Annotated in this window: 18 protein-coding genes; 9 read left to right on the forward strand and 9 right to left on the reverse strand. The window is 57.2% G+C overall.

The window, feature by feature from the left end:
- Window positions 1–5: 5 nt before the first annotated feature.
- Genes AC6I8D_RS23115 through AC6I8D_RS23125 form a run of 3 tightly spaced genes read left to right on the forward strand, consistent with a single transcriptional unit; the run spans window position 6 to window position 3491 of the window.
- The gene (locus AC6I8D_RS23115) at window positions 6–1622 is read left to right on the forward strand and encodes a GMC family oxidoreductase (RefSeq protein WP_497821038.1); all 1617 of its coding nucleotides are present in this window, start codon (window positions 6–8) and stop codon (window positions 1620–1622) included.
- The gene (locus AC6I8D_RS23120; RefSeq protein ID WP_312055523.1) at window positions 1622–2701 is read left to right on the forward strand and encodes a M24 family metallopeptidase; all 1080 of its coding nucleotides are present in this window, start codon (window positions 1622–1624) and stop codon (window positions 2699–2701) included. The genes AC6I8D_RS23115 and AC6I8D_RS23120 overlap by 1 nt, the downstream gene beginning before the upstream one ends.
- A gap of 10 nt (window positions 2702–2711) precedes the next feature.
- On the forward strand, window positions 2712–3491 hold the full coding sequence (locus AC6I8D_RS23125) for an SDR family oxidoreductase (RefSeq protein ID WP_497821039.1): 780 nt from the start codon (window positions 2712–2714) through the stop codon (window positions 3489–3491).
- A gap of 280 nt (window positions 3492–3771) precedes the next feature.
- Here the strand turns inward: AC6I8D_RS23125 and AC6I8D_RS23130 are convergent, their stop codons facing one another.
- Together AC6I8D_RS23130 and AC6I8D_RS23135 are read right to left on the reverse strand one after the other, a co-directional pair.
- Window positions 3772–4641 carry an alpha/beta fold hydrolase gene (locus AC6I8D_RS23130; RefSeq protein WP_497821040.1) on the reverse strand — a complete coding sequence of 290 codons (870 nt, stop codon included), beginning with the start codon at window positions 4639–4641 and terminating at the stop codon, window positions 3772–3774.
- Between the two features lie 51 nt (window positions 4642–4692).
- Complete coding sequence (locus AC6I8D_RS23135) at window positions 4693–5298, reverse strand: TetR/AcrR family transcriptional regulator (protein WP_312055526.1); 606 nt, start codon at window positions 5296–5298, stop codon at window positions 4693–4695.
- A gap of 207 nt (window positions 5299–5505) precedes the next feature.
- On the opposite strand from AC6I8D_RS23135, the gene AC6I8D_RS23140 reads away from it, so the two are divergent.
- Complete coding sequence (locus tag AC6I8D_RS23140) at window positions 5506–6540, forward strand: AI-2E family transporter (RefSeq protein ID WP_312055527.1); 1035 nt, start codon at window positions 5506–5508, stop codon at window positions 6538–6540.
- Here AC6I8D_RS23140 and AC6I8D_RS23145 read toward each other — a convergent pair.
- Entirely contained in the window at window positions 6529–9258 is a 2730-nt protein-coding gene (locus tag AC6I8D_RS23145; RefSeq protein WP_312055528.1) for a cation-transporting P-type ATPase, read from the reverse strand. The genes AC6I8D_RS23140 and AC6I8D_RS23145 overlap by 12 nt on opposite strands.
- Before the next feature lie 517 nt (window positions 9259–9775).
- Here AC6I8D_RS23145 and AC6I8D_RS23150 point away from each other — a divergent pair.
- From AC6I8D_RS23150 to AC6I8D_RS23160, 3 genes are read left to right on the forward strand one after another with little or no spacing between them, the layout of a single operon-like run.
- The gene (locus AC6I8D_RS23150; RefSeq protein WP_497821041.1) at window positions 9776–10864 is read left to right on the forward strand and encodes an efflux RND transporter periplasmic adaptor subunit; all 1089 of its coding nucleotides are present in this window, start codon (window positions 9776–9778) and stop codon (window positions 10862–10864) included.
- On the forward strand, window positions 10864–13920 hold the full coding sequence (locus AC6I8D_RS23155) for an efflux RND transporter permease subunit (protein ID WP_497821042.1): 3057 nt from the start codon (window positions 10864–10866) through the stop codon (window positions 13918–13920). The genes AC6I8D_RS23150 and AC6I8D_RS23155 overlap by 1 nt, the downstream gene beginning before the upstream one ends.
- Window positions 13913–14878: an acyltransferase family protein gene (locus AC6I8D_RS23160; RefSeq protein ID WP_497821043.1), complete on the forward strand. Its 966-nt coding sequence runs from the start codon at window positions 13913–13915 to the stop codon at window positions 14876–14878. The genes AC6I8D_RS23155 and AC6I8D_RS23160 overlap by 8 nt, the downstream gene beginning before the upstream one ends.
- Here the strand turns inward: AC6I8D_RS23160 and AC6I8D_RS23165 are convergent.
- The 4 genes from AC6I8D_RS23165 to AC6I8D_RS23180 form a co-directional block, all read right to left on the reverse strand.
- The gene (locus tag AC6I8D_RS23165) at window positions 14828–15556 is read right to left on the reverse strand and encodes a DJ-1/PfpI family protein (RefSeq protein WP_497821044.1); all 729 of its coding nucleotides are present in this window, start codon (window positions 15554–15556) and stop codon (window positions 14828–14830) included. The genes AC6I8D_RS23160 and AC6I8D_RS23165 overlap by 51 nt on opposite strands.
- 56 nt (window positions 15557–15612) lie before the next feature.
- Window positions 15613–16521, reverse strand: coding sequence for an alpha/beta hydrolase (locus AC6I8D_RS23170; protein ID WP_497821045.1), 909 nt, complete (start codon window positions 16519–16521; stop codon window positions 15613–15615).
- Window positions 16522–16620: 99 nt separating this feature from the next.
- Window positions 16621–16944: an AzlD domain-containing protein gene (locus tag AC6I8D_RS23175; RefSeq protein WP_312055533.1), complete on the reverse strand. Its 324-nt coding sequence runs from the start codon at window positions 16942–16944 to the stop codon at window positions 16621–16623.
- Window positions 16941–17609, reverse strand: a complete 669-nt coding sequence (locus AC6I8D_RS23180) for an AzlC family ABC transporter permease (RefSeq protein ID WP_497821046.1) — start codon at window positions 17607–17609, stop codon at window positions 16941–16943. The genes AC6I8D_RS23175 and AC6I8D_RS23180 overlap by 4 nt, the downstream gene beginning before the upstream one ends.
- A 110-nt stretch (window positions 17610–17719) precedes the next feature.
- Between AC6I8D_RS23180 and AC6I8D_RS23185 the strand changes: the two genes are divergently transcribed.
- Window positions 17720–18268: a helix-turn-helix domain-containing protein gene (locus tag AC6I8D_RS23185; RefSeq protein WP_312055535.1), complete on the forward strand. Its 549-nt coding sequence runs from the start codon at window positions 17720–17722 to the stop codon at window positions 18266–18268.
- 7 nt (window positions 18269–18275) lie between these two features.
- Here AC6I8D_RS23185 and AC6I8D_RS23190 read toward each other — a convergent pair whose 3' ends face one another.
- The gene (locus tag AC6I8D_RS23190; protein WP_312055536.1) at window positions 18276–18614 is read right to left on the reverse strand and encodes a hypothetical protein; all 339 of its coding nucleotides are present in this window, start codon (window positions 18612–18614) and stop codon (window positions 18276–18278) included.
- A 112-nt stretch (window positions 18615–18726) separates the two neighbouring features.
- On the opposite strand from AC6I8D_RS23190, the gene AC6I8D_RS23195 reads away from it, so the two are divergent.
- The gene (locus tag AC6I8D_RS23195) at window positions 18727–19938 is read left to right on the forward strand and encodes an NAD(P)/FAD-dependent oxidoreductase (protein WP_497821047.1); all 1212 of its coding nucleotides are present in this window, start codon (window positions 18727–18729) and stop codon (window positions 19936–19938) included.
- A 3-nt stretch (window positions 19939–19941) separates the two neighbouring features.
- Here the strand turns inward: AC6I8D_RS23195 and AC6I8D_RS23200 are convergent, their stop codons facing one another.
- On the reverse strand, window positions 19942–21312 hold the full coding sequence (locus AC6I8D_RS23200; protein ID WP_497821048.1) for an aldehyde dehydrogenase family protein: 1371 nt from the start codon (window positions 21310–21312) through the stop codon (window positions 19942–19944).
- Between the last annotated feature and the right edge of the window lie 402 nt (window positions 21313–21714).

Below are 21714 nucleotides of genomic sequence, written 5' to 3' on the forward strand. Positions count from 1 at the left end.
GACCTATGAAAGAGTTTGATTACGTGGTGGTGGGCGGGGGTAGCGCAGGCTGCATCGTTGCAGCCCGCCTGGTGCAGCAAGGCAACGCGCGCGTGCTGCTGCTGGAAGCAGGAAGTGATGAATATCATCCGCTGCTGAAAATGCCGGCGGGTTATATGAAGTTTCTCGCCAGCGATAAATATCTGACCCTGCACCAGACCGAAAATCAGCCACAGCTCAATGGTCGTGGCGTGATTGTGCCGCAGGCCAAAGTGCTGGGTGGGGGGTCAACGGTCAATGCCATGGTGTATATGCGCGGACATAAGCAGGATTACGCCGACTGGAACAGTGCGCTGGGCAATCAGGGCACCGACTGGTCCTGGGACGCGCTGCTGCCGCACTTCACTGCTATTGAAGATAACGATCATCTTGGTGCACCTTTTCATGGCGTTGGTGGCCCGATGAAAGTCTCGCATCTCGGGCATTTTAGCCCGCTGAGCCGGGCTTACGTAAAGACCCTGCAGCAGCTTGGCATTCCTTATACGCCAGATTTCAACACGGGAAACCCGTTCGGCGTCGGCTTTATGCAACACACCATTAATGGTCAGACGCGACAGCGCTGTAGCGTGGTTGATGCGTTCATCAATCCGCTGCGGCAGGATGAGCGTCTGACGATTGTCACCCAGGCAGTGGTTGAGGAGATTCTGTTTGACGGCGATAGTGCCTGCGGTGTGCGCTACAGCAAACAGGGTGAGTCGCAGCAGGTGCGCGCGTCACAGGAAGTGATACTGGCCGCTGGTGCGTATCAGACGCCAAAGCTGCTGATGCTATCCGGCATCGGTCCACAGGAGCAACTTGAGCAGCACGGTATCGCGTTACGCCATCACCTGGCAGGCGTGGGGAAAAACCTGCAGGACCACTACGAAGTCCCGGTCGTTGCCAGCACCAAAGGCGCATTCGGTTATTACGGTCAGGATCGTGGCTGGCCGATGTTCAAAGCGGGTCTGCAATACATGCTGTTTAAAACCGGCCCGGTAACAACCACCGGGGTGGAAACCTGCGCATTTTTTGATCCGCTCGACTTCAGTGCCACGCCCACGGTTCAGATGTTCTGTGTGCCGACGGTCTACCTTGATCGCGATGTGATGGGTGCCGATCCGGGCCATGGCGTTACCGTTAATTCGCTGCTGTTACGACCCAAAGCTACCGGAGAAGTGACACTGCGGGATGCGAAAGCCAGCACCCCTCCGGTGATAGATACGCAAATTTTTGGTCATCCGGAAGATCTGGCCCGCACCCTCGCCGGGTTCCGTTTTGCCCGTCAGGTGATAGCCACTACGCCGATTGCCGCCATGGTCAGGCAGGAAATTTTTCCGGGCGCGGATGTGACCTCGGAACAGGCGATTACTGAGCACTGTAAACGCATGGTGAAGACCGGTTATCACCCGGTTGGTACCTGCCGGATGGGGCATGATGATGATCCGCTGGCAGTGCTGACTGATGACCTGCGTGTGCGCGGCGTGCAGCGGCTGCGCGTGGTTGATGCCTCAATGATGCCGAATATTATCAGCGGAAATACCAACGCGATTGTGATGGCAGTGGCACACCGCGCCGCTGAATTGTTGTTAGAAGGAAACACCTGATGAGTGAAAAACTGCTACGTCTGCAAAACGCCCTGGATCAGTGGCAGCTGGATGCGGTGCTGTTGACGCGGCGTGATAACATCGCCTGGCTGACAGAAGGAGCCAGTTATTATGTGGTTGAGCGCGCCGAAACCGGTGTCGCCAGCCTGCTGATTACCCGCGATAATGTTCTGTTATTCGCACCGGATAACGAACTGCCGCGCATTGTTGCTGAGGAGCCGCTGCCGTTTTCCTGCGCCACACAACATTACCCCTGGTATCAGTCACTGCGCACAGTGTTGCCTGGCGGCAATATTGGCAGTGATACCGCCATTGCTGCCACAGCAGATATTCAGCAAAAAATGATCGTGCTTCGCCAGGGGCTGAATCAGCAGGAAAGAGAGCGTTTTCAGGCGTTAGGCGCAGAAACGGCCAGAATTGTCGAAGATGTGGCACGTCAGTTGCGCGCTGGCGTAACGGAATACGAGGCAGAAGCGGCTATAGCGGCGGCCTGCCTGTCGTGCGGTATCCGCCCGGTTTGTACCCTGGTCGCGGCCGATGAGCGCATCGCCGCTTTTAAGCACCCGGTGCCAACACAGAAGAAGCTGAAACGCCAGATGCTGATTACGCTGGGAGCAGAGCGACACGGTCTGCACGTCAGTCTTTCACGCATGGTCCAGATCGGTGAACCCGATGCTTCCCTGCGCCAGCGCTTCCTGTCGCTGATCAATATCCATGCCGATATGCTGGCGGCAACTCAGCCACCGCGCAGCTGGGCAGCACTGTTTAGCGACATTGCAAAAGCGTATCAACAACATGGCTACGCCGATGCCTGGCGTCAACATCATCAGGGCGGCCCGGCAGGCTATGGCTGTCGCGACTGGATTGTTACGCCTGAAACGCAGGGTGAGGTACAAAATCATACTGCTGTGGCGTGGAACCCGACCCTGAGCGGTGTAAAAAGCGAAGACACATTTTTAATTAATCAACCGGGCCTTCAGGCGCTGACGCGAACTGACAGCTGGCCGCTGATCACGCTCCAGCGTGGCGAGCAGACATTCCGGCTCGCCGACTGGCTGGTTTTACCGACATCATCATAAGGACGCGACTATGTCTGAACGATTACCCAATAAAACAGCCCTTATTACCGGCGCAGGGAGCGGTATCGGCAGTGCGATTGCCGAGCTGTTTGTTCGCGAAGGCGCCAGCGTAGCGTTGCTTGATCTCGATAGCGACGTAACCGAGGCACTGGCTAGCCGACTGCAACACCAGCACAAAAAACGCTGTGTTGCCGTTGAAGCTGATGTGACACAGCCGCAACAGGTGCAGAGCGCCGTGCAGCAGGCACAGCACGCCTTGGGTCACATAGATATTCTCATTAACTGCGCAGGCATTAACGTGTTTCGCGATCCGCTGGCGCTGGAAGAGGAAGAGTGGCAGCGTTGCATGGCGACCAATCTGAAAGGTCCTTACAACCTGATCCGCAGCGTGCTGCCGGGGATGCTGGCACGCCAGTACGGAAACATTGTGAACGTCGCGTCGGTGCACGGACATAAAATCATCCCTGGCGCATTTCCTTATCCGGTGGCGAAGCACGGTTTGATTGGTCTGACCCGCTCTCTGGGGGTCGAATATGCCGCACAGGGTATCCGCATCAATAGTATTTCGCCCGGACTGATAATGACGCCCGCAGCCGAAGCGTGGCTGGCCAGCTGTCCGGACCCGCAGGCCGAACGCGAGCGTCAGGCGGCATTACTGCCGTGTAAACGCATCGGTGAACCGAGCGAAGTGGCGTACACTGCGTTGTTTCTGGCATCTGACGAAGCACGCTTTATCAACGCCACCGATATTCTGATCGATGGCGGGCGTAGCCAGATTTATCACGAATAAAAACAGCATAACAACGATGGCGTTCACCCTGGCGGTTGTCACGATTGCTGTTATACCTAACGCGTAGGGTCAGTGCTGAAGGTGAAAAAAACCACCGGGCAGGTTATCCGGCAATCGACTGGCGTGAACGGTCCGCTCTGCGCCGTTTCAACTCTGCTGTCAGCTGGCTGGATTATTTCCTGTCTCAGGATATCAGCAGCCCCGCTTAGCGCCGCCAGCCTGCCGCTGGCGGCCTGAGGCGATACGGCAGGCACACTGCCACGGTTACCCGCTTAGCGGATCAGTGAGAAAAAAAATCCGTTAATATTTCCGCCAGTTTTTCCGGCTGTTCGTCGGGAATAAAATGCCCGCATTCCCCGATAACCGCCCCGCTGACCTGCTCAGCCACGGCGCGCAGCGGGGTCGCCATATCCGGTATCGAGCCCTGATCGGCACTGACCGCCAGCAGCGGCAGCGCCAGCTTTCCGGCCTGCGCGCGCTGGCGATTCTGGCCGGCCGACTGCTCAACAGCCCGGTAGTAAGCCAGCCCGGCCCGCAGCGCGCCGGGCTGCTGATACAGGCGCAGATATTCGGCGCGCGCCGCCGCATCTATCCGCTGCGGATTGGCCGCTTTACGGTTAAAGAACCAGTCGAGGTAGATCGCCTCCCGGCCGGCAATCAGCGCTTCCGGCAGATCGCTGACGCAGTGGAAGGCGAAATGCCAGGTTTTCCAGGCGTTACCGCCGGCCAAGGGCAGCGAGTCAGGCAGCGTAATGCCCGGAATGCCGCCATCCAGCAGCGCCAGCCGGCTGACGTGCTGCGGAAACTGCGCCGCCAGCGACCAGGCGACCCAGGCACCGATATCGTGTCCCGCCAGATGAAAGCGCGTGATGCCGAGCTGCTGTAACAGCGCCATTACCCGCTGCGCTATGCTGTCAGTGTCATATCCGTCTGCCGGAAAATCAGAGTCACCCTGCCCGGGCAGATCCGGTGCGATCACCCGAAAACGACTGGCCAGCCGGGGAATGACTTCGCGCCACGCATAGCTGCTTTGCGGAAATCCAGCCAGCAGAACCACCACCTCCGCGTTTTCGCGTCCGGCGCTGAGATAATGGAGGCGCAGCGCTTCCACGCTGGCAAAGTGATGCTGGTAGTGCGGATTGTGTTGCATTGATTTGCTCCGAATTTTAGGAAATGATCGTTTCCATATTGGTTAAAAAATTTAGTCGAGTATTTTCAGGGCCAGCGGGATAACGCTTTCATCCGGCCGGGTCGCGGCCACTTTGCCGGCCACCCGCATGCCGAGCACAATACACAACATCAGCGAGGCGCTGGCTTCAGCATTCAGCGCCGGATTGATCGAGCCATCCTGCTGTCCCTGAACGATAAGCTGCTGCAGCGTCTGCTGATTACGCATCACCGCGTGGCTTACCGCCTCGGCCAGACCGTCATCCAGGGTCTGGATTTCTACTGCGCTGCCCGCCACCAGACATCCTCGCTCGCCTTCGACTTCGCGCACCGATTCAACATAAAACTGCAGCACCGCCGTCAGCTGTTCACGTCCGGTTTGACACTGCGCCAGCCGTTCGCGCAGCGCAGCCTGACGCAATGAGAGATAGCGCGCAAACACCTGGGCAAACAGCGAGCGTTTGTCAGTGAAGGCTTTATAAATGCTGCCGGTGGTGAGTTGCATGGCGCGGCTGAGATCGCCTATCGAGGTGGCGTGATAGCCTTTTTCGCGAAAAATCTGCATCGCACTGTCCAGCGCCGCTTCAGTGTGGAATGCCCGCGGTCGGCCCCGTTCTCTGACCCGATTATCATTGCGCATTGTTTGCCCTTTAGGAAACGTTCATTTCCTTAAAGATAGCCGGAATCTATCCATAATAAAAGAGGCGTATTTCGCCCTCGGCAAACCCAGGCTCTGAACAGCGGCCGGTCCGCTTTGCGGGATGCTAATCCCGACTGACCTGACGCAAAGCGCTGTTACCGGCCGCTCATCTATACTGCAGTTTATCTTTGCTAAAGGAGCTCCCTCATGGGACTGAGCTGGTTTACCCTCTGGCCGCCACTGGCACGCGTATTGTTTGTTCTCGCTTCGTTAACCCTCATTCTTAGCGGCCTCTATCTGGCGGCACCGCTGATCAACCAGGTGCTACTGGCGATGCTGTTGTCGATCATGCTCGATCCGCTGATTAGCTGGCTGGAGAGGAAAAAGATCCCGCGTATTGTGTCGACGATACTGGTAATTGTTTTGATGCTGATGGTGGTGGTGATCACCATCATTAAACTGACGGTGCTGACCCCCGATTTGATGCAGCTCAGCCGTCAGGCACCGCTGCTGCTGGCCGCCCGACTGGAGCAGCTCACGCTGGCGTTTGCCCGGCTGGATATCGGTATCACGCCCGACCAGCTGTTGACCTTTATTGATGCGGGTGCCGTGGTACGGATAGTCACCGCCTTTCTGACGCAGATACCTGGCGTCATCTCCTGGTGGATCATGGTCTTTCTGATGCTGCTGTTTATGTTGTATGAATTGCCGCTGCTGAAAAAGACGCTACAACAGCGGGTAGCCGGAAAACATCAGGCGCTTTATCAGGCACTGCAGGAAGGGATTATGAGTGTGATCGTCTATGCACGGGTAAAAACCCTGACCAGCCTGCTTGGCGCACTGATCGTCGGCACCGGCGCGCATCTGCTGGGTCTGAAGTTTGCCTTTTTCTGGGGCGTACTGATGTTTGTGTTTAACTATGTGCCGGTACTGGGCTCGTTTCTGGCGGCGATCCCACCGGTGATCCAGAGCTACATCATGTTTGATCTGCAGATGGCGCTGGCGGTTGCCGGCTTTTTCGTGGTGCTGAACCTGGGGCTGAGTTCAGTGATTGAACCGCTGCTGGTGGGTAAGCGGCTTGATATGTCGCTAACCAGCCAGTTACTGGCATTTCTGTTCTGGCAGGCTTTACTGGGGATAACCGGGGCGATTCTGGCGATTCCGTTAACCTATCTGATTAAAAAGGTCCTGCTGGCGGGTAATCCGCAGCAGCAGGACCCTCAGTCAGACTTAACGCCGTGAAGGCGTTTTAAGTCGCCATGAACGGGTAAGACGTTTCTCGATCTCCACCACGAAAAAGATGATTACGCTGACAATCAGTGAGATCAGCCAGTAGTTGATCGGCAATGGGCGGGTACCAAACAGCGTATTCATCAGTGGCACGTAAATAATAATTGCCTGTAGCACAATCAGTACCAGCGTAACCAGCCAGATGCCGCGATTTTTCAGCAGGCCGCGATCCAGAGAGAAGCCATCCGCGTTACGGCAGTTGAGCATATAGGCCCACTGTGCGGTTACCAGCATCTGCAGCAGCACAGTGCGGATAAATTCCGCGCTATAGCCACGCGGTTGCAGCCAGGCTTCCAGTACGAAGGCGCTGATTGAGATCAGCAAGCCAACAAACACCACGCGCCAGATGGCGTATCCATCCATCACGTGCGCTTTCACATTACGCGGCGGACGTCGCATCGCATTGGCTTCAGCGGGTTCAAACGCCAGGCCAAATGACAGCGTGGCGGAGGTGGCCATGTTCATCCATAGAATCTGTACCGGGGTAAGCGGCAGCAGGTTGCCCATCAGGATGGCGATAATAATCAGCAACCCCTGCGCCAGGTTGGTGGGCATGATGAACAGAATGGTCTTCTTGAGGTTGTCATAAACCCGACGTCCCTCTTTCACCGCAGCGGCAATGGTGGCGAAGTTGTCGTCAGCCAGGATCATATCTGCCGCCTCTTTCGTCACCTCGGTGCCTTTAATCCCCATCGCGATACCGACGTTGGCCTGTTTCAGCGCGGGCGCATCATTGACGCCATCGCCGGTCATGCCGACGATTTCGCCACTGGCTTCCAGCGCTTTTACCAGCCGCAGTTTATGTTCCGGGCTGGTGCGGGCGAAAATATCGTAGGTTTTGGCCGCTTCAGCCAGTTCGGCATCGCTCATGTGTTCAAGCTGGTAGCCGGTGATGGCTGCCTGACTGTTGCCAATACCCAGCATCTGACCAATTGCCATCGCGGTTTCCTGATGGTCACCGGTGATCATTTTGACGCGGATCCCCGCCTGCTGGCACTCATCAATCGCCGCGATCGCTTCAGGGCGCGGCGGATCCATCATGCAGGCCAGACCCAGCAGCACCATGTCATGTTTCAGCTCATCATGATCGAGCGCGGTAACCGGTGCAGCGGTTTTCTTCCACGCCGCCGCCACGGTACGTAAGCCTTCACTGGCGTAGGTGGTAATGGCGGCGTCCCAGTAGGCACGGTCGATCGGCTCTGCGCCCTCCGGCGTCTGCTGCTGCTGACACAAATTGAGCAGCACGTCTGGTGCGCCGGTCAGCAATACATAGGATTCATCGCCCGCCACGCAGCTGACCGACATATATTTATACAGGGAGTCAAACGGCAGTTTGCTGACCACCTCAACCGCCCCGGTGGCGGTCAGCCCTTTGGCCGCCAGCACTTTCAGCGCGCCTTCCGTCGGGCCGCCCACGATGGTCCAGTGACCCTGACTATCCTGACGAAGCTGGCTTTCATTACAGGTATCGACCGCACGCAGGAACTGCTGGAACAGCGGATCCTGCGCGGCACTGATACTGCCTGCAGCGCCCTGCTCGGCCACGATCTCGCCTTTGGGTTCATAACTGTTGCCGCTGACGCGCCAGCGACTTTTCGCCAGCACCACCGCTTTGACCGTCATCTCATTCATGGTCAGGGTGCCGGTTTTATCGGAACAGATAACAGACATCGCACCCAGGGTTTCGACGGTCGGCAGCTTGCGGATAATCGCCTGGCTGCGCGCCATCGACTGCACGCCCAGCGACAGGATGATCGAAATAATCGCTGGCAGCCCTTCCGGCACCGCCGCAACCGCCAGGCTGATCACCGACAGCGACAGCTCGCCCAGCGGAATATCGCGCAGCAGATAGCCGAAAATAAACAGCGCCACCATCATCAGCAGGATGATGAAGAAAATCGCTTTACCCAGCTTATCGATCTGCACCAGCAACGGGGTTTTCACCTCTTTGATGCCGCTGATCATCTCATTGATATGACCGAGTTCAGTATCGCCACCGCTGGCAATGACCACGCCTGCCGCCGTGCCTGAACTGACGGTGGTGCCGGAAAAAGCCAGATTAAGGCGATCGCCCAGCGATTTTTCGCCGCTCAGCGTATCGATGCTTTTCGAGACTACTGTCGATTCACCGGTGAGAATCGCCTCTTCGACCCGCAGATTGTTTACTTCAAACAGCCGCAGATCTGCCGGGATTTTATCGCCAGGACGCAACATCACCACGTCTCCGACCACGATCTCGCGCGTTGGCACGGTGACCTGTTTACCATCACGAACCAGCATGGCTTCATTTGCCAGCATATTCTGGATGCTTTTCAAAGACTTCTCGGCGTTGCTTTCCTGGATAAATCCAATCAGTGCGTTAATGACAGCAACGCCGAGAATGACAAAGGTATCAACCCAGTGGCCCATGATCGCGGTAATCACCGCGGCAGCCAGCAGGATATAAATCAGTACATCTTTGAAATGCGCGATAAATTTAAGCAGCGCAGACTTTTCTGCTTTTTGCGGCAGGGCATTTGGACCATATTTCTGCAGACGATCATGTGCGGTGGCCGAGGTTAATCCCGCTGACGAACTTTGTAAGTCAGAAAATATCTCGGCCACACTGCGCTGATACCAGGGACGATCGGATAAAGCGGGCGCTTTACCCTGTTTTTCGTTGTTTAGCATATATAAACCCCGTGCCATTAAGTGATGAATTAAAGGCGGAAATTAAAAAAAACGCATTTTGCGGGATACAAACCCCACAGGTAATGACCGACATCATTTTTCTGCAAAAAAAGGTTTGATGAATGACAGGAATGGCTAAATTAAATTTAACCTATATTATCAGAATGACAACGTTGTTTTTGTTTAGCTAAGGTTTAGCCTGACTCATGCAGTGTGCATCGGTTTATTTCGTGGCCTATAAAAGGAAACTTTGATGAAAAAACAGAGCATTTTCGTGCTTTGCGGTTTCGTTATTCTCGCGGTTGCCGCGACCACGCTGGTGGGGTTATTAACCTGGCTGGTGGTTTCACAGATGGCAATCTGATAGGTAACAAACGAAGCGGCAATGCCGTCTGGATTAAAAATAGTTTGAGACAACTAAAATTTATTTTAAATCGGTGGCAATAAGCATCGGGCTGAATTATTCCTTAACGCTTATTAAACCGCAGCTAAAATAGCTGAAGTTAAGGCGAAGAAAATGATCAAACACAAAGTTATCTCTCTTTTTCTCTGTTGTGTTTTTATGACAGCCTGCGACGAGAAAAAACAGCCGGATGCGCCACCGCCACGCGTAATTAAAACATTCACTCTGGAATCTGATGTTGCACAAAATATCCGTATTTTTCCTGCACGTATTCAGGCTGGTGACAATACCGATCTGGCGTTTAAACGCGCTGGCCAGCTGATCACCCTGAATATTCGCGACGGCGCAGCGGTAAAAGCGGGTCAGACCCTCGCCACGCTCAACGACGCCGAAGCACAATTACGGGTGCGGGACCGTCAGACCAGTCTGCAACTCGCCGAACGGCAATATCAACGCTTCAGCACCCTGGCACAGCGCAGCGCCGTCTCAAAGTCGGAGATGGATGTGCAAAAAGCCAATCGCGATGCGGCGGCGACGGCGTTAAAACTCGCCAGGGAGGAGTTACAGTTCCTGACGCTGCGCGCGCCGTTTGATGGGGTGATCGCGCAGGTTCAGGTGCGTAATCACCAGGTGGTTGCGGCCGGGCAGCCGGTGGCGCTGCTGACCCGCGCAGATTTACTCGATGTGATTTTTACGCTGCCCGAAACCCTGTTTGCCAGTCTCGATATCCAGAACATCGACTATCAGCCCGAGGTGCAGTTCAATGCGCTGCCGGGCCGGGTGTTTAAAGCACAGTACAAGGAGCACACCAGCCAGACCGATGCCGCTACCCTGACCTACCAGGTAGTGCTGACCATGCCGCGCCCGGCAGATTTACCCGGCGTGGCGGGCCTGAGCGGCTCGGTGCGGGTTCAGTTGCATAATCTGCCCAATGCCCCGGCACTGCCGCGCCTGGTGGTGCCCGCCGCCGCGGTATTTAATCCCGATCACAGCCCGACTAATCAGCCGCACGTCTGGCTGGTGGAGCAACAGGCTGATGGTCTGCGGGTCAAAGATCGCCAGGTTGAGGTCGGCAGGCTGAGTGCCCAAGGCGTGGAGATCGTCAGCGGACTGAAACCGGGTGACCAGATTGTCGCCGCTGGCGTAGGTGAGCTGCGCGACGGTGAGGCGGTGCGGATCTGGCAGCGCGAGCGGGGGTTATAATGCGTATTCAGCAGCATTTCCTTGATAAGCCGATCCGCTACTGGATGATTATTCTGTTGCTGGGCGTGGGCGGCATTTACGCCCTGCTTAATATCGGACGGCTGGAGGATCCGCTATTTACCATCAAATCAGCGGTGATTGTGACGCATTATCCCGGTGCCTCGGCGCAGCAGGTGGAAGAAGAGGTCACCCTGCCGCTGGAGAATGCCTTACAGCGCCTGCCGTCGCTGGATAACGTCAGTTCCATCTCGGCCAATGGTCTGTCACAAATCACCGTCAACATTCATATCAGCTACCTGGCCGATCAGCTGCCGCAGATCTGGGACGAACTGCGGCGGCGGGTTGATGATGCCACCCGCCAGTTCCCGCCAGGCGTTCAGGCACCGCTGGTCAACGACGATTTCGGCGATGTCTATGGCTACTTTTTTGTCATCCATGGCAAAGACTTCACCAACAGCGAACTGCGCAACTATGCCGATCAGCTGCGCCGCGATCTGGTGCTGGTGCCCGGCGTGGCGAAAGTTGCGGTGGCGGGCGTCGAGCAGGAAGAGATACGAATCGCCCTCTCCGCCGCTAAAATGACCGCCTACGGCCTGACACCACAGCGGGTGGCCGAACTGCTCAGCCGCAACAACAGCGTAGCCAATGCCGGTAGCGTGCGGGTCGACAGTGAATCGATCCGCTTCCATTCAACCGGCGAGTTGCAGACGCTGGATGACCTGGCCAGCCTGCCAATTCTGCCAGCCGGCAGCCCGCAAAACGTTCATCTGCGCGACATCGCCACCCTGACGCGCGGCGTGACGGATAAACCGGCGAATCTCTATTTTGCCGATGGCGAGGCCGCGCTGGCGATAGGCGTCTCTTTTGCGCCAGGCGTCAACGTGATTGACGTCGGCGACGCGCTTTCCAGCAAGCTGGCGCGCTATCAGCAGGACACGCCGGCAGGCATTAGCCTGAAGGTGTTTTATAACCAGGCGCACGAGGTTAAGCAGTCGGTTGATGGCTTTATCCTTAACTTCCTGATGGCGCTGGCCATTGTGATCGGTACGCTGCTGCTGTTTATGGGCTTACGCAGCGGCGTGGTGATTGCCGCCTCGCTGGCGCTCAACGTGCTGGGCACTCTGCTGATCATGAATTTATTCAGCCTGGAACTGCAGCGGATATCGCTGGGAGCGTTAATTATCTCGCTGAGTATGCTGGTCGATAACGCTATCGTGGTGGTTGAAGGAGTCAAAATTGACCACCAGCGCGGCCAGCCCTTACAACAGGCAATGAAACGGATGATACGCCGTAGCGCACTGCCGCTGCTGGGCGCGACCGTGATCGCCATCATCGCCTTTGCCCCGATTGGCCTATCCCAGGACTCCACCGGCGAATATTGCAAATCACTGTTCCAGGTATTGCTGATTTCGCTGATGCTGAGCTGGGTCACCGCGCTGACCTTAACCCCGGTGTTTATCCGCTGGAGCGAGAAGCGTCAGCCGGCCCGCCAGCCGGTACAGCAAGCCGCGCCTTACCAGGGCGTGGTTTTCCGCCTTTACCGCCAGATGCTCAGCGGCTTACTGCGTTTTCGTCTGACTACCCTGACCCTGATGGTGACGCTGTTAGCCGTGTCGCTGTATGGCTTTGGTCTGGTTAAGCAGAATTTCTTTCCCTCCTCCAGCACGCCAATCTTCTTTACCGACCTGTGGCTGCCCTACGGCACCGATATTCACTACACCGCAGAGACGGCGGCCTCAATTGCGCGCTTTATCAATCAGGATCCGGCGGTAGAGGCGACGGTCACCACGGTTGGTCAGGGCGCGCTGCGCTTTACCCTGACCTATGATGGCGCTCGCCAGTACAGCAACTTTGCCCAGATCATGGTGCGGGTCAAAGATGCCGGTCAGCTGGATGCGTTAGCGCTGCAAACTGAACACTTTATTCAGCAGCACTACCCGCAGGTGAATGAGCGGATTAAACGCATTCAGTTTGGCAGCGCCAGCGACAGTGCAATCGCCCTGCGCGTCATAGGTCCCGATCCGGAAAAATTGCGCCACATTGCCAGCCAGCTGGACGCCATCTTCCTCGCGGACGGCACCACCTTCCCGGTGCGCAATGACTGGCAGGAGCGGAGCAAAGTGATCCGGCCGCTCTATTCTGCGCTGCGCGGCCAGGAGTTGGGCATTGATAAACGCGATATCGATCAGGCTCTGAGAATGAATTTCAGCGGCGATGCGGTGGGCATGTTTCGTGACGGCTCGCGACTGATGCCGGTGATGCTCTATCCGGCGGATGAGGAGCGTCAGGATATCGATCATATCGCCAATATTCAGCTGTGGAGTGCCGCCTTACAGCGCGTGATTCCACTCAGTAATGTGGTCGCGGACTTCCGGCTGGAGTGGGAAAACCCGCTGATCATGCGGCGTGATCGGATGCGGGTGCTGACGGTGCAGACCGATCCGGATCCCGCCGCAGGTTTAACCTCCGCGCAGATTGTCGCCCGGGTTAAGCCACAGATCGATCGGCTGGACTTGCCGGCGGGCTACCGGCTTGAGTGGGGCGGCGAACTGGAGAGTTCACGCGACGCGCAGCGCGGTTTGCTGAGTTCGCTGCCGGTGGGATTCCTGGCGATGTTCGTGATTACTATCCTGATGTTCAATTCGCTGCGTGACGCGCTGGCGATCTGGGCAACGGTGCCGCTGGCGCTGATCGGCGTCACCTGCGGCTTCCTGCTCACCGGTATTCCGTTTGGCTTTATGGCGCTGATTGGCCTGCTCAGCCTGTCAGGCATGCTGATCCGCAACGGTATCGTGCTGGTTGAGGAGATTCGCCTGCTGCAACAGGAAAAACCGCTGCAACAGGCAATTATTGATGCCGCAACCTCGCGTCTGCGCCCTATCCTGCTGACCGCCTTTACCACCGTGCTGGGCCTGTTGCCGCTGCTGCGTGACGTCTTCTTTCAGAGCATGGCGGTGGTGATTATTTTTGGGCTGGGCTTCGCCACCGTGTTAACCCTGTTGGTATTACCGGTGATCTACCGCTGCCTGCATGGGCGGGAGGCGAAAAGTGAATAAAAGCGGGCTGGCGATGCTTAAGACGCTGGCCTGCATCACTGCTGTCTCCTTTTTTACCTTTTATCAGAGCTACGACAGCTATCACTACGACCCGGACCTGGCGCTGAATGTGCTGAGCTTTGTGTCCACCATCGCTACGCCGCTCTACTTTTTACTCAACGGCTATATGGATGCGGGCGAGCAGCCTACCCCGGCGTGGCAACTGGGCAAAATCCGGCGTATTTTGCTGATTTTTTTGTTCTGGTTTGGCTTTTTCTGGTTTGCCGGCCTGCACAAGAAGGGCTATTTAATCCAGCCGTGGTTTGTGATTGCGTTAATGGTGATTTACGTTTCACATCCGCTGTTCGAACGGCTGATCCGGACGCCTGGACGAATGGCGCTGGGGCTACTGGGGCTGCTGATTTTTGCCTTTGGCTATGACCTGCTGGCCAGCCTCTATCCCAGCCAGCGGGCATTTTCACTGTTGCCGCAGTACCGTATCTGGACCTGGGTGCTCTATTACCTGTCTGGCCGGCTGATGGCAGCGCCGCAGGTGATAAGCCTGCTGATGTCGCCGCGAATGATCAAAAGCAGCCTGCTGTTGCTGCCCGCGGTCTGGCTGTTTACCTGGCTGTATGAGCGTTATTACTTTATCACCCGCTTTTTTGCCACCAGCAATGAGATAGTACTCACCGGCTCGCAGGTATACCTGCTGGTGGTGCTGATTGTGATCAGCATTAATGCCATCAGGCTACCGGCCAATAAACCGTGGATTACCCGTTTCCTGACCACGCTGGGCAAGACCATGACCGGCGTCTATATCCTGCACTATCTGATTTTCAATCTGCTGGCAGCGGCGATCCGAATTCAGACGCTGGGCGACAAACTGCTGGTTATCGCCCTGACGCTGCTGTTTTCGATGGCTATTTCACTGCTGATGCTGCGTATTCCCGGCGTCCGCAAGCTGATCAGCCTGTAGCCGGGCCGCTGCCTGCTCCGTGGCCAGACGGCGGGTGGCAATGAATGACGCCATCTGGCTTCGCGCCTGCTCCACTTCTTCGGCTGGCGCGGTTCGGGGCGAACCGCTGCTGAACGGCGGCTCAGGATCGTATTCCATCTGCAACTGAATCGCCCTGGCAGCGGCGTCACCACAGAGTTCGGCCACCAGCGTCAGGGCAAAGTCGATGCCCGACGTCACCCCTGCGCCGGTAATCCGGTTGCGGTCACGTACTACCCGCTGGCTGACCGGCTCAGCGCCCAGTAACGCCAGCTGATCAATCGATCCCCAGTGCGAGGTGGCACGGTATCCCTGTAGCAATCCCGCCGCGCCCAGCACCAGCGAGCCGGTGCAGACTGAGGTGACACGCTGTGCCTGTCGCGCCTGCTGACGCAGAAAGTCCAGCGTCTCACGGTCGGACATCAGCGCGATTTGTCCCGGACCGCCCGGCACGAAGATCACATCCAGCGGCGGACAGGCGTCGAACGTCATGTCAGGCAGAATCGACATGCCGCGATCGGAACGCACCGGCTGCAGGTCCTTCCACACCAGATGGCAGGCAAACTGTGGCGCACGGGCAAACACTTCCCACGGACCGGTTAAGTCCAGCTGGGTAACATCAGGAAACAGCAACAGACCAATCTGTAGCGGGCGGCTCATGGTAAAACTCCCTGCGGATCATAAGAAAACATCATGCGATGATTAGCCCGCGCCGATCAATCTTTTGCGCCGCCAAAGAGAAGTAAGGTATCGCGCAGCGATGAGGGCAGGATCTGACCGTGACTTTGGCCAGCATAATGGGTCAGATGCAGGCTGGCTCCCGACTGACGCAGAATACCGGTCAGCTCAGCTTCTTCCCGTTGTAAATCGTCGGAGTGACCCGCACGGCGTTCGGTGAAGCCGTCGCTCTCCATCAGATAAAGAGACAGCGGCTGCAGCGCACGCGGATCGGCTTGTCGCGCCAGTCCGATGATGCGTTGCTGGTTCCAGCCCAGCGACGGAGCCGCAGCAAAGTAATGACTGAACCAGGCGGCGTGGTAAAAGGTATCCAGCACGAACAGCCCGCCGTAGGAGTGGCCCCACAGGCCACGCTGATGCGGATCGCTGGCGGCCTGAGCCTCGACCCACGGAACAATACTTTCCAGCAGCAGCTGACGAAACTGCTGGCTGCCGCCGCCCTTACGACCGTGTGGCTGAATCACCTCCGGATTCGGTGCATCGTTGGGTGGGGTGTAATCGTAGCTGCGCGCCACCACGTCAAACGGCAGCCGGGTGTCATAGCCGACCGCCACCAGCACCGGCGCGTTGCCATTGCGCAGCTGTTTTAGCTGGTTCTCGGTCAGACGATCCATTGCCGCATTACCGTCCAGCATATACAGCACCGGATATCCCGCGGGCGGAGCCGCCGTTTTCGGAATGCCCAGCCAGACCCGGTAGTGCCGCTCACCGTCCTGCGAGTCAAAGGTCCGGCTTTCGAAGCGGTAACACGCCGAGCCTTTGTCGGCGATATTTTCACCTAACGGGCGCAGGTCGGGTCGGGCTTCGGCTGGCATCACCGAAAAAAGGGCAGCGAGAGAGAACAGCAACGGAAAGCAATAACGGAAGGTTTTACGGGCAGAATTCATTCAGCAGCGCCTGTTTATTCATTAACAAAAATTAACTGACCGGCATGCTAACAAATATCTGCCACAATAAAATCCCGCTGTTGCTGGGGTTATCCCGGCTTAAGGCAGCCCGAAATAGCGTAATAACCCCGTCATCAGCGCCGCACCGAGAATAATGATAATCAGTGGCGCACGACGCCATGCCAGTAACAGCGCAAAGCCAACGCCGATGACCCGCGCCATGCCGGAAAAATGCTGACCCTCAAACAAGGTGGTAGTGGCAGCCACAGCTAACAGCAAGACCGTAGCGGCGTCCGACAGCATTTGCTGACTGCGTTCACTGAGCGGTAAGCGATTCCCCAGCCTGACCCCGGCGAAGCGCATCAGCCAGGTACCGGCGGCCAGCAGGGCTATACCGGCGATGACCATCATCGGGTGGCTCATTTACGCGATCTCCATGCCAGCAGGCCCAGCAACGAAAACAGCACCGGCATGCCAGCCGGCACCAGCGGCGTCGCCAGCAGCGACAGAGCAGCGCCGAGCACGGCGGGAACCCGGGTTCGCCGCTGACGCAGCGCCGGGAAAATCAGCGCAATCAGGATGGCCGGAAACACCGCATCCAGTCCGATGACCGAGGTATCCGGAATGAACTGGCCGATGGCCGCGCCGGTCATAACGCTGATCGGCCAAATCAGGCCAATACCGATGCCGCATAGCCAGTAGGCGCTGCGCCGCTGTGCCAGTTGCGGCTGAGATATACCAAACACCACGCTTTCATCGTTCATAATGTGGCAACCCAGCCAGCCGGAGGGACCGCGTCCCACCAGATCTTTCACCGCAATGCCAAACGGCAAGTGGCGGGCATTAACCAGCAGACCCGCCGCTGCTGCGGTGAACGGACTGCCGCCGCCGGCCACCACGCCGATAAACAAAAACTCCGAGGCGCCGGCCAGCACCAGGGTGGAGAGCGCCAGTGGCACCCACAACGGAAATCTATCGGCGGTTGCCAGCGATCCATACGATAAACCAACAATGCCATCAGCCAGACAGACCAGGAAAATGGCCTTCACCACTCCTTTGTCCAGCAACTTTGTTTGCGGAAACAGCATAACCTGATCTCATAATGAACGAATTATCCATTATAATGAACATCGCCAGGCTGTTTTACAAGATGAACGTTACGTTCGTTATAAAAAACGATCACACTGCAGGAGCTCCTTTGAATACCCCTATCAGCATTATCGCCAACGCTTTAGTCCGTGAACGTCAGCGGGCCGGCTTATCGCTGGCAGAAGTGGCACGTCGCGCGGGTATCGCCAAATCCACCCTGTCACAGCTGGAAGCGGGCAACGGTAATCCCGGCATCGAGACGCTGTGGTCGCTTTGCGTGACCCTCAATATTCCGTTTTCACGTCTGATGGAGCCGGAAGCTCGCCGTATGCAGGTAATTCGCCGGGGTGAAGGACCGACGGTGACCGCCGATCTGGCCGACTATCAGGCGGTATTGCTGGCGACCTGTCCGCCAGGCGCACGCCGCGATATCTATCTGTTGCAGGTTCAGCCCGGTAGCGATCGCTGTTCGCAGCCGCACTCCCCGAATACAATTGAGCACATCATCGTGGCGAAAGGCCGGGCGCTGGTCGGTCCGGTTAATTCACCGGTCGAACTGGAAGTGGGCGATTACATAACCTATCCCGGCGACGAGCCGCATATTTTCCGCGCGCTGGAAGCCGATACCCTGGCGCTGCTGGTGATGGAGCATATCTAGGCGTCGTTCAGCCCTCAGCCATGCGCTTGCGCGTCGCCTCAGGTGTGAGGTGATGCACCAGCTGCACCTGTGAGCTCAGCTCAATCGCCGGATAGTGTTCACGCATCCCGGCCAGCAGCACCGCATCCGGCCACTCTGCCTGTTTTCCTAATCTCTCCGCTGCCGCACTCAACGGCAGCGTCTCAACGCTCGTCACCCACACCACCAGCGCGTCAGCTGGATTTTGCTGATTACAGTAGCGCAGCGGGCCGGGGCGGATATCCCCTTCCTGCCAGCGCAGAGTATGGGTTTTTTCACCGCGTCGGACGGCGGGCAACAGGCGCGGCACGATTGAGAGTTGTTGCATTCCCGACTCCCGGTTAAGTTAATCCTGTCTGTTCAGACTGTACTGAACAGGCCACCTGAATCAAACCATCGGCTGCTATCGCTGCGTCGATCAATTCCGGAGAAGAGTGACTATGCCTCAAAAGACGGTGCGACAACATACCGGACCACAACGTATTGCCGTCATCGGTGCGGGCGTGCTGGGCTTAGCGGTCGCCCGATCGCTGGCCAGCCAGGGCGCGCAGGTGACGCTGTTTGAGCAACACGATCCCGGTAGCGGCACCAGTCAGATCAGCTATGGCTGGGTGAATGCCAACGGCAAAGATCCGGCCAGCTATCATCGGCTCAATGCGGCGGCTATAGACGAGCACAAGCGCTGGCAGGCGCAGCATCCCACGCCAGCGCCGTGGCTGCTGGAAACCGGCACGCTGGAGTGGGCAGCCGATCCGGCGACCCGGCGTCAGCTGGAACAACGGGTAGCAAAACTTAAGGCGCTCGATTACCCGTCAGAACCCTACGATCGCGCCAGACTGCAGGCTGCCCTGCCGGAACTGCGACTCGATCCCCGGGTGCAGCAGGGATGGTATTTTCCCTCTGAATGCCTGATCTATCCGAGCCTGTTTATCGCCCGGATGCTGGCCGATCTGCGCCTGCTGGGCGGCGAGCTGATCTGTCACGATCAGGTGACTACGCTCTCTACCGCTGACCAGGGTGTTTCAGTGACGCTGGCCAGTGGCAACTGCTGGCATGGCGATCAGCTGGTGCTGGCAACCGGCCGCTGGTCAGCCGAATTGCTGGCGCAGTGTGGCCTTGAACTGGCGATGACCGATGCTAATCGTGCCGACCCCGCTGCCTGCAGCTTTCTGGCGCATACGCAGCCCCTGCCGGTTCAGCTCAATTGCAACATCATTACCCCGGAACTGAACGTGCGGCCCGATGGCGGTGGTCGCCTGATGTTGCAGGCGCTGGATCTGGATCAGCATGCCGATCCGGCACGTCCGGTTGCAGTGGATGGGATGATCGGTAATGAACTGCTGCGTCGCCTGCGGCGGCTGTTTGCCAACAGTGACAGTGCGCGGATCGAACGGATTGAGGTCGGACAACGCTCACGCCCGGCTGATGGATTACCGGCGATTGGCTATGTCAGCGGCCTGCCAGGTGTTTATCTGATGGTGAGCCACAGCGGTATGACGCTGGCACCGTTACTCGGCAAGCTGGTGGCCGGGGAGATGATGAGCGGCGCACGTCCCGCGATGCTGGCTGACTTTGCGCCGGATCGGTTAGTGCGCCCGCTCAGTGACGAGCAGAATGTTGCTGCGCCAGCCTATCTGCCGGCGGCGCAGTAAAAGCTAGCGACGATTTTTCCAGACGGTCTGGACGTTACAGAATTCGTGCACGCCAAAGTGTGACAGTTCACGTCCGTAGCCACTTTTTTTCACGCCACCGATCGTCACCCGTGGATCAGAAGCGCCGTTACCATTGATAAATACGGCGCCCACTTCCAGCTGTAACGCCAGATGATCGGCCATCTCTTCATTGGCGGTCCAGACCGTTGCGCTCAGACCAAACTCACTGTCATTGGCGATCGCCAGAGCATGCTGCGGATCCCGCGCCACGGCAATAGCCGCCACCGGTCCGAACAGTTCCTGCTGGAAAGCGGTCATGTTAGGGGTGACGTCTGACAGAATGGTCGGCGCATAGTAATTACCCTGCCCCGCTACTTTTTCACCGCCGAGCACCAGACGCGCGCCTTCACGCAGCGTGGCTTCGACCTGCTGATGCAGTTCATCCCGCAGATCGGAGCGTGCCATGGGTCCGAGGAAGGTGTTTTCATCCAGCGGATCGCCGATCGTCAACGCCTGAACGGCAGCGGTGAAACGTTTTTCGAACGCTTCCGCCACGGGCGCTTCAACGATAAAGCGTTTAGCCGCCATACAGACCTGTCCGGTGTTCTGGAAGCGACCAATCACCGCTGATTTCACGGCTTCATCCAGATCGGCATCCGCCAGCACGATAAACGGATCGGATCCGCCCAGCTCTAATACAGTTTTCTTCAGGGCGGCACCGGCCTGCGCGGCAATCGCAGCGCCAGCCCGCACGCTACCGGTCACCGCGACCGCAGCAATGCGATCGTCTTTGATCGCGGCGGAGACGCCATCATTGTCGACGTTGATCAGGTTAAAGCCACCCGCTGGCAGATCGGTAGCGTCGAACAGCTCAGCCATCAGCGTCGCGCTTCCCATAACGTTAGGCGCGTGTTTGAGCAGATAGGTGTTGCCTGCCAGCAGCATGCTGACTGCGCCGCGCAGAACTTGCCACAGAGGGAAATTCCACGGCATCACAGCCAGGATCACGCCGAGCGGACGGAAACGTTGCCACGCATCGGCAACCTGAGTTGGCTGGTCAGCCAGCATTGCCGGGCCATGTTCTGCATACCAGTCGCATAAGTTAGCGCATTTAAGTACTTCAGCCCGCGCCTGAGCGATAGGTTTACCCATTTCCAGGGTAATGGTGCGTGAGAGTTGTGCTTCACGCAGGCGGATCTGTTCGCCCAGCTGACGCAGAACCGCGACCCGCGTTGCCATTGTGCTGTGTCGCCATTGTGAAAAAGCGTCAGCACTGCGGCTCAGGCTCTGTTCCAGCTCTTCGGCAGTCAGCAGCGGATAGCGTGCAATTTCTTCGCCAGTGGTAGGGTTATGTGAGATGGCATAGTCAGTCATGATGCACTTTCCTCATTCAGAAAACAGTTCCACCACCATACGCGCCGCCCTTAGTGATGAAAAATGAATAATAATGAGGAAGTTCTTTAGGGTTTGAGAATTAATATCCTGCTGATGCAATCTGTCAGATTGTCAGGATCGCTTGACTGGCAGCGATCGCGATAATAATCCTGACTCTCGCCGTTACCAGACATAATGTTATGTGCTGCCGGCAGTTATCCACTTATACAGTGATTAGTTCCTATATAACGATCCTAAAGAGATCATATAGAGATCCTAAGAGATCCCCGATCGTCGCAGGCCGCACCCCACAAGGGCTGAAAGGGTGATCGCGTTCACTATAATCAGTAAAGTGTTCACTGTAATCAGTACTTTATTCACTGTACCAGGTAGAATGTTCAC

The organism is Pantoea sp. X-Soil-MYKO-1785, from assembly GCF_059730675.1.

Bases quoted from the DNA above. Each gene is read 5' to 3' on its own strand.
- AC6I8D_RS23195 (WP_497821047.1), top strand. From the start codon at position 18,727: ATGCCTCAAAAGACGGTGCGACAACATACCGGACCACAACGTATTGCC.
- AC6I8D_RS23165 (WP_497821044.1), bottom strand. From the start codon at position 15,556: ATGAGCCGCCCGCTACAGATTGGTCTGTTGCTGTTTCCTGATGTTACC.
- AC6I8D_RS23150 (WP_497821041.1), top strand. From the start codon at position 9,776: ATGATCAAACACAAAGTTATCTCTCTTTTTCTCTGTTGTGTTTTTATG.
- AC6I8D_RS23155 (WP_497821042.1), top strand. From the start codon at position 10,864: ATGCGTATTCAGCAGCATTTCCTTGATAAGCCGATCCGCTACTGGATG.
- AC6I8D_RS23175 (WP_312055533.1), bottom strand. From the start codon at position 16,944: ATGAGCCACCCGATGATGGTCATCGCCGGTATAGCCCTGCTGGCCGCC.
- AC6I8D_RS23130 (WP_497821040.1), bottom strand. From the start codon at position 4,641: ATGCAACACAATCCGCACTACCAGCATCACTTTGCCAGCGTGGAAGCG.
- AC6I8D_RS23140 (WP_312055527.1), top strand. From the start codon at position 5,506: ATGGGACTGAGCTGGTTTACCCTCTGGCCGCCACTGGCACGCGTATTG.
- AC6I8D_RS23190 (WP_312055536.1), bottom strand. From the start codon at position 18,614: ATGCAACAACTCTCAATCGTGCCGCGCCTGTTGCCCGCCGTCCGACGC.
- AC6I8D_RS23120 (WP_312055523.1), top strand. From the start codon at position 1,622: ATGAGTGAAAAACTGCTACGTCTGCAAAACGCCCTGGATCAGTGGCAG.
- AC6I8D_RS23115 (WP_497821038.1), top strand. From the start codon at position 6: ATGAAAGAGTTTGATTACGTGGTGGTGGGCGGGGGTAGCGCAGGCTGC.
- AC6I8D_RS23125 (WP_497821039.1), top strand. From the start codon at position 2,712: ATGTCTGAACGATTACCCAATAAAACAGCCCTTATTACCGGCGCAGGG.
- AC6I8D_RS23170 (WP_497821045.1), bottom strand. From the start codon at position 16,521: ATGAATTCTGCCCGTAAAACCTTCCGTTATTGCTTTCCGTTGCTGTTC.
- AC6I8D_RS23145 (WP_312055528.1), bottom strand. From the start codon at position 9,258: ATGCTAAACAACGAAAAACAGGGTAAAGCGCCCGCTTTATCCGATCGT.
- AC6I8D_RS23200 (WP_497821048.1), bottom strand. From the start codon at position 21,312: ATGACTGACTATGCCATCTCACATAACCCTACCACTGGCGAAGAAATT.
- AC6I8D_RS23135 (WP_312055526.1), bottom strand. From the start codon at position 5,298: ATGCGCAATGATAATCGGGTCAGAGAACGGGGCCGACCGCGGGCATTC.
- AC6I8D_RS23180 (WP_497821046.1), bottom strand. From the start codon at position 17,609: ATGCTGTTTCCGCAAACAAAGTTGCTGGACAAAGGAGTGGTGAAGGCC.